The 9,488-nt window shown below is 68.9% G+C and carries 7 protein-coding genes; 3 read left to right on the top strand and 4 right to left on the bottom strand.

Features of this window, described 5'->3' with window-relative positions; translation table 11 throughout:
* On the top strand, window positions 1–3,208 hold a 3,208-nt coding region (locus CAP_RS42770), incomplete at its 5' end, for a serine/threonine-protein kinase (RefSeq protein WP_052376925.1).
* A 60-nt stretch (window positions 3,209–3,268) separates the two neighbouring features.
* Here CAP_RS42770 and CAP_RS42775 read toward each other — a convergent pair.
* From CAP_RS42775 to CAP_RS51730, 3 genes are all read right to left on the bottom strand, one after another.
* Window positions 3,269–4,126: a hypothetical protein gene (locus CAP_RS42775; protein WP_044252402.1), complete on the bottom strand. Its 858-nt coding sequence runs from the start codon at window positions 4,124–4,126 to the stop codon at window positions 3,269–3,271.
* Window positions 4,127–4,366: 240 nt separating this feature from the next.
* Entirely contained in the window at window positions 4,367–5,839 is a 1,473-nt protein-coding gene (locus CAP_RS42780; RefSeq protein ID WP_044252405.1) for an FAD-dependent monooxygenase, read from the bottom strand.
* 1,007 nt (window positions 5,840–6,846) lie between these two features.
* Entirely contained in the window at window positions 6,847–7,221 is a 375-nt protein-coding gene (locus tag CAP_RS51730; RefSeq protein ID WP_156041680.1) for a hypothetical protein, read from the bottom strand.
* A 176-nt stretch (window positions 7,222–7,397) separates the two neighbouring features.
* Between CAP_RS51730 and CAP_RS42795 the strand changes: the two genes are divergently transcribed.
* Window positions 7,398–7,898 carry an NADPH-dependent F420 reductase gene (locus tag CAP_RS42795; protein WP_052376926.1) on the top strand — a complete coding sequence of 167 codons (501 nt, stop codon included), beginning with the start codon at window positions 7,398–7,400 and terminating at the stop codon, window positions 7,896–7,898.
* Window positions 7,899–8,115: 217 nt separating this feature from the next.
* Window positions 8,116–8,445 carry a hypothetical protein gene (locus CAP_RS42800; RefSeq protein ID WP_044252414.1) on the top strand — a complete coding sequence of 110 codons (330 nt, stop codon included), beginning with the start codon at window positions 8,116–8,118 and terminating at the stop codon, window positions 8,443–8,445.
* A 210-nt stretch (window positions 8,446–8,655) separates the two neighbouring features.
* Here CAP_RS42800 and CAP_RS55520 read toward each other — a convergent pair whose 3' ends face one another.
* Window positions 8,656–8,778 carry a hypothetical protein gene (locus tag CAP_RS55520; RefSeq protein WP_269325011.1) on the bottom strand — a complete coding sequence of 41 codons (123 nt, stop codon included), beginning with the start codon at window positions 8,776–8,778 and terminating at the stop codon, window positions 8,656–8,658.
* Window positions 8,779–9,488: the final 710 nt, after the last annotated feature.

The following is a 9,488-nucleotide window of genomic DNA, read 5'->3' on the forward strand; positions in this document are numbered from 1 at the left end:
CCACCCCGACGCCCCCCTCGCCCTCCGCGAAGACGACGGCACCTCCCCCCCCGACCTCCTCGAAATCCCCCCTTCCCTCTACGGCCGCTTCGAATCCTTCGAACTCCTCGGCCGTGGCGGCACCGCCGCCGTCTACCGCGCCCGCGACTTCCGCCTCGGCCGCGACGTCGCCCTCAAGCTCCTCCTCGGCGCCGACCCCGAGCGCGGCGGCAGCCTCCTCCGCGAAGTCCGCTCCCAGGCCCGCCTCTCCCACCCCAACGTCTGTGAAGTCTACGAAGCTGGCACCGCCGATCACGCCCGCTTCATCGTCATGCAGCTCATCCGCGGCGCCCCCTTCGACCGCGCCAAGGCCGACATGACCCTCGAAGAAAAGGTCCGCGCCGCCCGCCAGATCGCCTCTGCCCTCCACGAAGCCCACCGCCTCGGCCTCATCCACCGCGACGTCAAACCTTCCAACATCATGCTCGAACGTGCCGACGACGGCGCCTGGAAGCCCTACCTCATGGACTTCGGCCTCGCCCGCGACGTCGGCGACACCGGCCGCACCATGACTGGCGCCATCCTCGGCACCCCTGCCTTCATGGCCCCCGAGCAAGCCGCGGGCATGGTCCGCACCCTCGACCGCCGCACCGACGTCTACGGCCTCGGCGCCACCCTCTACGACGTCCTCACCGGCCGCCCCCCCTTCATCGCCGACGGCCTCCTCGACCTCCTCGCCAAGATCAAGACCGACGACCCCCTCCCCCTCCGCAAACGCGACCCCCACATCCCCCGCGACCTCGAGGCCATCGTCCTCCGCTGCCTCGAAAAAGACCCTGGCGCCCGCTACGACTCCGCCCGCGCCCTTGGCGACGACCTCCAGCGCTTCCTCGACGGCGACCCCGTCCTCGCCCGCCGCGGCTCCCTCGCCTACACCGCCTACGCCCTCTCGAAGCGCGCCCGCCGCCACAAGGCCGCCGTCGCCGTCGCCCTCTCTGCCCTCCTCGCCGCCCTCCTCGCCACCGCCCTCTGGGCCCGCGCCCGCCGCATCGCTGCCGAGCAAACCACCCTCTCCCGCGAACTCGGCGAAGACGTCCGCGAAATGGAGCTCTTCCTCCGCAGCGCCCACGGCATGCCCCTCCACGACGTCGAGCGCGAACGCGACATCGTCCGCACCCGCCTCGACCACATCACCCACCGCATGACTGCCGCCGGCGACGCCGGCCTCGGCCCTGGCCACTACGCCCTCGGCCGCGGCCACCTCGCCCTCCAGGAACCCCACCTCGCCCTCCCCCACCTCGAAGCTGCTGCCGCCAGCGGCTACCGCTCCGCGGGCCTCGACTACGCCACCGGCCTCGCCCTCCGCGCCCTCTACCGCCAGGGCCTCGACGACGCCAAGCGCCTCCAGGGCGAGCAGCGCAAAGCCCACCTCGCCCAGCTCGACGCCCGCTACAAACAGCCTGCCCTCACCCACCTCCGCGCCGCCCTCGGCGCGCACACCCGCGGACAGCCCATCGAAGCCCCTGCCTACGTCGAGGGCCTCATCGCCTTCGACGAAGAGCGCCACGACGACGCCCTCGCCAAGGCCCGCGAAGCCTTCGCCGCCGCCCCCTGGCTCCACGAAGCCCGCAAGCTCGAAGCCGACGTCCTCTTCGCCATCGGCAGCCGCCACGGCCACGACGCCGCCTTCGACTTCGCCCAGATGACCCGCTGGTTCACCGAAGCCGCAGACGCCTACCGCGCCGCCGCCGACCTCGGACGCTCCGACCCTGCCGTCCACGAAGCCACCTGCGCCCTCTGGACCCAGACCATGATCGGCACCTTCACCCACGGCTCCCCCCCGCGCCCGAGCTTCGACCAGGCCACCACCGCCTGCGAGCGCGCCATCACCGCCAGCCCCCGCAGCCCTTCCGGCTACCTCAAGCTCGCCGCCGCGCACAACGCCTTCACCTGGGCCTTCGCCGCGGGCGGCCTCCCCGACGAAGACCCTGACACCGTCTTCGCCGACGCCGCCGACTGGGCCGAAGAAGCCCAGCGCCAGGCCCCTGACAGCCCCATGGCCCACTACCTCGTCGGCGCCGTCTTCCGCTCCCAGGCCCTCTACGCCAGCACCTGCAGCCGCGACATCGCCCCCGCCGTCCACCACGCCATCGCCGGCTACGAAGCCGCCCTCGACGCCGACCCCACCTTCCTCTGGGCCCTCAACGAACGCTGCTCCTCCCTCGTCATGCGCGCCCAGCGCGAGTCCACCCACGGCGAGGACCCCGAGCCTTCCCTCGCCCAGGCCCGCCTCTCCTGCGACCGCGCCATCGCCCTCGACCCCCAGTTCACCTACCCCAAGGCCACCCGCGTCTTTGCCGACCTCACCCTCGCCGAGCACCTCGTCACCGTCGGAGCCTCCCCTGCCCGCGCCCTCCAGTCGGCCACCGCCTCACTGGACGCCCTCGAGCAGCAGAGCCCCAGCTACCGCTGGATCCCCTCCTGGACCTCCGCCCTGCACCGCACCGAGGCCATGTGGGCCGTCGCCTCGGGCGCCGACATCGGCCCTGCGCTCGCCGGCATCGAGGCCAGCGCCCGCGACATGGAGCGCCTCTCCCCCTCCTCCTCGGCCATCCTCGAAGCCCGCGGCAAGGCCGCCGCCCTCCGTGCCCAGTGGCTGCTCACCCGCGACGAAGACCCGGCCCCTGCCCTCCGCGAAGCCCGCCGGCACCTCACCCAGGCGTTGCAGCAGAACCCCTCTTCCCCCGACACCCGCGCCTGGAGCGCCCTCACCGAGATCACCGCCCTGCGCTGGGCACGCCGCCACGGAGCGCCCCACCCGGCCGACTTCGACGCCGCCTTCGCCCCCCTCCTCCCCCTCCTCGACGAACCCCGCGCCGACCCCCGCCTCTACCTCATCCTCGCCGAGATCCACGAACTGCGCGCCTCCTCCGGCGCCCCCCCTCACGCTGCCGCCGAAGACCTCGCCCGCGGCCTCGACCGCGTCGCCCAGGCGCTCTCCATCAACCCTCGCCTGGGCACCGCCCTCGCCTGCAAGGGCCGCCTCCTCCTCCTGCGCGCCCGGAGCCTGACGGACGCAGCCCACCGCCGCGAAGCCGCCGCCCAGGCCATCGAAGCGCTCACGGCCGCAGCCCGCCACAACCCGCAGCTCACCCGCTCGGAGCGGCCCTCCCTGCAGGAAGCCCAGCGCCTGGCGGCCCCCCCGGGCGACCCTGCACCTCCCCGCTGACACATCACCCACGCACAGCGCGCATCACAGCGCGCATCACAGCGCGCATCACTGCACGCGTCACTGCACGCAGGCCCCGTAGATCTCGTCCCTGTCCTCGGTGACGAGCCACGTCTCGATGGCCCTGTACCCAAGGCACGTATAGACCCCGTCGCTCCCCGAGCAGTCCGTCGCGAAGTCCAGCGGATTGCTGTGGATCGTCAGCCCACAGTCCTGAACGCCCAGCCCGCAGACCCGGCTCCTCAGCGCCACGGCGAGCAGCGCCGGGTTGGTGCAGTGGCTCAGGAGATGAGCCTGCGGCCACACATGGTAGAAGGGCCTGTGCGTGAGGGGATCGATCACCGTCGCCCACACCGCCTCCTGGAACCCGAACGCGGAAAGAGGGACCTCCAGCGGACCAGAGTGGCTCCCGGGCGTGATGGCTGCCCCCTTCATCATGATCGGAACCTCCGTCCCGGAAGGGTTCAGGTGCCCGAGCATGCACGTGTAGACATCCGACCGCGCCGGGTCGCCCAGACCTACCGTGACCCAGGCCCCCGTGGTGCTGAGCATCCCCCCCCCGGTGAGATCCTTCACCACCACCTGATCCTCGTCGACCCCACAGCGCAGCGCATACTTGAAGACATTCACGCCTGCTTCCGTGTCGAGAAGGCCGTTCGTCACCGCGAAGATATCCCCGTGCTCATCGGTCTCGACCACGGACTCCCCCAGGACGTCCCGCAGCTTCCACTCGTTCTGATGAAAGTCCGCGGAGGGCAGCCCATTCGTCCCCGTACCGCACCCCCCACAGTCATCCCCGGTGAGGGGTTGCGCGCCGATCTCCTCGACGTCGAAGTCGACCGCCTCCGTCCCCCCAGTGCACCCTGAAGCGACCAACGCGAAGCCAGAAACCAGAACCACCGTCCGAGAGAAGCTCATGAGATCACCTTGTCTACGGCTGAAGAAAAGCGCCGCGTGATCATTCCGGCGAGGAGCGCCTGGCATCACGCATCGCTGACCACCTTGTTAGCAGCCCACAACAGCCCCTTAGCAGCCCTCGTGCCAAGCATGTCCACGCCGTTTCTCCAGGCTCACGCCCCGGGCCTCCCGGCCCCTGAACCGCTCCCCCCCTGTGCATGCGACCTGACGCCATCACAGCCGACGCCGACGCCGACCGACTCACCCCTGACTGGGCGGCCCGAACCACGTGGTCAGCGCCTCGCGAAGCCCCTCGACCGTGCCCTCCCCGACCCACGCCACGTGCCCATCGGGCCGGATCAACACCGCCGTGGGAGCCGCGACCGCCCCGAGCACCGGCAGCTCCCACACCCCCGCGTACCGAGCCTCGACCCGCCGCACCCGATCCCCCCACGGAGCCATATCGAGACCCCCGGGCTCACCGAGATTGAGCAGCACCCCCCTTCCCTCGTGCAGCAGCGTGAACACCCACCGTGGACCGCTCTCGGTGACCACCTCCAGATCCGGCATACGCCGCCCGAGCAGCGCGTGTCCCGTACCGAGGTCGTAGCCAATGTCCAGCCCCGACATCATCGCCCCGTATCGCTTGCGCGGCTCATCCATCTTCAACAGCTCCGCGACCGTCTCCCGCAGCGCCTGCGTCCGCTCATCGCCCCGGTTGAGTGCCGCCTGCGCCATCGTCGCCCTGAGCACGCGCGCCGCGACCGGATGCCGCTCGGCCTGGTACGTATCGAGCAGACTCTCCGGCGACGTCCCTTTGACCACCTGCGCCAGCTTCCATCCCAGGTTCACCGCATCGAGGATCCCCATGTTGAGCCCTTGCCCCCCTGCTGGAGAATGCACATGCGCCGCATCCCCCGCCAGCAGCACCCGCCTCTCCCGGTAGGACGCCGCCTGCCGTGTCGCATCGGTGAACCTCGAAAGCCACGTCACGTTGTGAACCCCATAGTCCGTCCCGTAGAGGCCGACGAGCGCCTCCCGCAGGTCCTCCAGCGTCGGCGCAACGCCTTGCCTGACCTGCCGCTCGCTCGACACCACCCGCACCCGGTTCCCCTCCTCGAGCTTCGCGAGCCCATGGATCCCCCTCTCATCACGCCGCATCCCGAACGCAGGCTCACCGCTCATCTCGCACTCGGCAATCAAGTAGCTCGTGGACGCCTCCCACCCCGGAAAGTCGATCCCAGCTTTCTTCCGGATCACGCTGCGCCCCCCGTCGCATCCCACCAGGAACATCGCCCGCACCGAACGCCCATCGGACAGCGCCACATCGACCCCCCCCTCGTCCTGAGCAAACCCCGTCACCTCCCGCTCCCGATAGATCGGCACCCCCAGCTCCTCGACCCAGTCTGCCAGGATCTGCTCGATGCGATCCTGCCGCAGCGCCAGCCCGTGGTTGCGCCGCGTCGGAAAGTCACTGATGTCGAGATAGTTCATCGCGAAGCCCGCGACCTGCATCACCTTCCCTTGCGACAGAAAGCGCTCCGCGATCCCCCGCTGATCGAGCACCTCGATCGTGCGTGAATGCAGCCCCCCCGCGCGCGCCCCCTCGATATCCTGGTTGGCGCGCCGCTCCACAATGGCGACATCGACCCGCGCCAGCGCGAGCTCCCCCGCCAACATCAGCCCCGTCGGCCCACCTCCAGCAATCACCACCGCGTGCTTTTGCTCTGTCATGCCCACGACTGTGCGGCATGACCCGGGGCTTCCGGCAAGCCCCCATGTCTGGTATACGCTGAAGCTGGAGAGGGACGGCAGTCCCCCTCCTCCCCCCCTCCTGCGCCTGCTCCCCCCGCTGCTGGCCAGCGCGAAAATACGCAGAAACACGCGGGAACTACGCCGGAACCGACCCCCCCGCGGAGGCGCAGCCGCCCCCGAGCTGCCCTGTCGTCACCTCACGACGGCTCCGCCTTCTTCCTGGCGCGTCGTCTCGGTACGGCAACGATGCCTGCGGCGCCCCTCGTGCTCATCGAGCCCCTGCCGCCGGAGACTCTTCCACCACCTGCAGCCGCGGAAACCTCCCCTCAGGCTCAGGCTCACGCTCCCACCAGCAGGCACCTCCACGCTGCAGAGCCTGAAGATTGTCGGCGCCTTCAATCTTCATCTCCTGCTGACGTCCAGCGAGATTCCCGGAACTGCTTGTCGCCACCAGCGCGAACACGAGGCGCCCATCCATCGCCTTGTAATTCGGCCGGAAGAAGAAGGGGTGAGCCCCCTGCGTCCATACCAGGAAGTACGCATCCCCCCGGTGCACCACCACAGGCCCTGCCGAGAAGAGCCCCCTGTCTGTGGACGAGAAGCCCGGACCAAACCCCCACCCTACCCCAACGCACCCGCCGAGAAGCAGCATGCCCGTCAGAGCAGCAGCGAAGAGAGCCCTGGTCATGACGAAGCCTCCTCGCTCACACTCGACGTGAGTTCAAGCACGCAGTGGCGTACCGTCACCGCTTCCCCCCTCCCCCCAACCGCTTCCTCCCTCCCCCTCGAGTTTCACTCCAGCCTGAGCAGAGGGTCCTCTGCAACGTCGACGCGTACCTGGAGCGCGTCCTCGTCGCGCCTTGCAGGGTGGATCATGGAGAGCTCCTCGAAGCCGCGCGCCGACGAATGCGCGCATGACTGAAGCGTGCCACGGTGCAACGCATGGAGCACGCCGCAGCGCCCTCGCGGCCACAGAGGTTCCTTCTTCAGGGCAGCCGGACCGTATTTCTCAGAGAGCGCAGACGATCCGACGCGGGATGGTCGACGTCATGGATTTCAAGCGCACCTTCCAGGTGGCGCAATGCGAGCATCACCGGCTCCTGGCCGGAGTTGTCCACCACGATCAAGCGATCTGCACGCTCGGCAAACCCTGCAAGATTGTCCATGGATCGTGTCCAGCGCTCGTGAATCTTATCTTCGGGGACATCATGGCCACCGGCGAGGACACGCCGACGTACACGTGCGACGTTGATGTCGGGATGCACGGTGGTGATGTAAACAAGACGGAAAATCAGCCCCGTGCGGCGAACCAGCGGAATCAGGGAACGGTACTTGTCAGAGAACAGGACGGTCTCCAGCACGAAGGGTTCGCGAAGCAGCGCGAGACACTGCGCCGCTGTATCGATGAGCTTTGCGGCTTGGAGGGGCAGCTCCGGCGGGGGCGGCGTTGCGTGCTCCTCGCCAAGCGCGCTCGTGACACGATCAGCATTGAGCTTGGGCCACGAGGGGAAACGCTGCTGAGCATAGCGTCCACAAGGTGCGCATCGGCGTCATCGGCGCAGGGTGGCTCGGCGGTCCTGTCGGCCGACTCTGGGTGAAGGCTGGGCACGAGGTGCTGTTCTCGTCGCGGCATCCCGACCAGCTCGCGGCGATGGCGAAGGAACTCGGCCCGCGTGCGTCGGTGGGCGTTCCCCGCCACGCGGCCGAGTTCGGAACGGTGCTCCTGTTCGCCGTGCCGTACGAAGCGCTGCCCGATCTAGCACGTGACCTCCAGCAAGCATTGCGTGGGAAGATCCTGCCCGACGCGTGCAATCCGCCCTCCGGGAGCAACGACCCGCTCGTCAAGCTCGGCGTTCCTCTCGCGAGCGCCGACCAGGAGGCCCTTCAAATCGCGGCCCAGCTCGTGCGCGATGTCGGGAGCGAACCCGTCCTCGTCGGTGGCCTCGCGGCAGCGCGGAGCTTCCAGCGAGGTGTACCAGGATTCCGAAACCACACGACGGCGCCGGAGCTGCGGCGCATCCTCGGCGCGCCGTGCTGAACCGCGCGCCCTTCACCTCCGAGGAGCCCCTCGTGGCAGTCCTCGGCACAAGGCTGCTCGGCGTGGCATTCGACTTGCTGAAACCGGGGGGCATGCTGGATGGGAACTGGCGGGCTTGCACCTGGGTGACGGCTCTCAGCGCTCAGTGAGCCCCAAGGTCATTCTCGATTCACGAGGATGACAGCAACGACAACCCGAGTGCGAAGGAGTCCGTTCCATGGAAATTCTAATGGCGAGCGTCACGTCGGGGCCTGGTCCCCAGAAGGGCCAGACATGGCGTTCGAGCGATGATTTCGGAACCACCGCTGCCCCCTCGAACACGCAGTCGCTTCGGTGGGAGATCGATCCCACCAGCAATCCGAACTACGACAACATCCAGTTCGACGTCGCGGAAGACATCTCAGGGTCGGACAAGACCGTGATCACGGGCGTGATGAGCGGGAACAGGACGGCATTCGTGAGGTACGACAAGCTGTACATCGGCGACGTGAGAGGCGCGGGAGGCAAGAACTTCCTTGTCCTCGTCAAGACCGTCACCCCCGACTGACCCATCCACCCACGGCAATCCAGGCTCCGTGAGGTGACTCCGGGGCATGGCCCGATGCCGTTCGGGCGGGGATGCGCACGGACCCTGCATGGCCCGTGACGCGCTCGAAGGCGTTGCTGAAGGCTCCAGGTGACTTGCGCCCGTGGCAGGCTCTCGGCATGCCTCGGGCGGGAGCACATCGATGAGCGATGCCAGGACACCGTTTGGACCCTAGGACTTCACGCCAGCAGATGCCGCGTTCGAGGAGCGCGTTCGCGAGAGCTTCGCGCGCCAGCGCGTCATGACCACCCCTGGAGCTGCGCTGACGTCGGTCGCGCCGGGTGAGGTCGTCATCGAGCTTCCCTCTCGACTAGCTCTGCTGGTCTCGCCGGGAGCCGACCACCCCGAGATCTTCGCGGCGTCCATCGGCGTGGATGCGCACCACTCGCCCATCGATGACGCGGGTCGTGCCGATGGAACGCTCATGGAGATCTGCAACCGCCTTCTCGACAGCTCGGGTTGCCCCCTCCAGAAACGCCTCATCGGGCAGCGAGCTCGGTTGGGCGGCGTCTTTGGGCCGAAGGGACATGGATGAGCCCCTCTCGTCAGGTGTCTCTTGGAATTCAGCAAGCATAGCGCCGCGCATGGAGAGCCTCAACACACGTGGACGGCTCGTCGACTGCGGACCGCCTGCATGAACCTGTGGAATGAGGCGCGGGGGCCCGGAGGGGCTTCCTACAGGCGGCGCGAGCGGGCGCGTGGAGCGACTCGTGAACGAGCGCGGAGTGCAGTCCGACGCCCCCCTCCCCCGACCGCCTTCCCGACGCGCGCGCCCCCTTTTCCACCCCTCCGCCACCGCTCCCGAAACCTCCACAACCCTCCCTTCCCCCCAGAACCGCTCCTTCCCTCCCACAAAACGCTCCCCAACCCTCTGCGACCGTTCCCTTCTCGCCCCAAACCTCCCCTTCCTCCTCCCCAACCGCTCCCTGCCCCTCCCCGACCGCTCCCCGCCCCTCCCCGACCGCTCCCCGCCCCTCTCGCGCACCTCGGCACTCCCATCTGTA

The organism is Chondromyces apiculatus DSM 436, from assembly GCF_000601485.1.
Lineage (GTDB): Bacteria > Myxococcota_A > Polyangia > Polyangiales > Polyangiaceae > Chondromyces > Chondromyces apiculatus.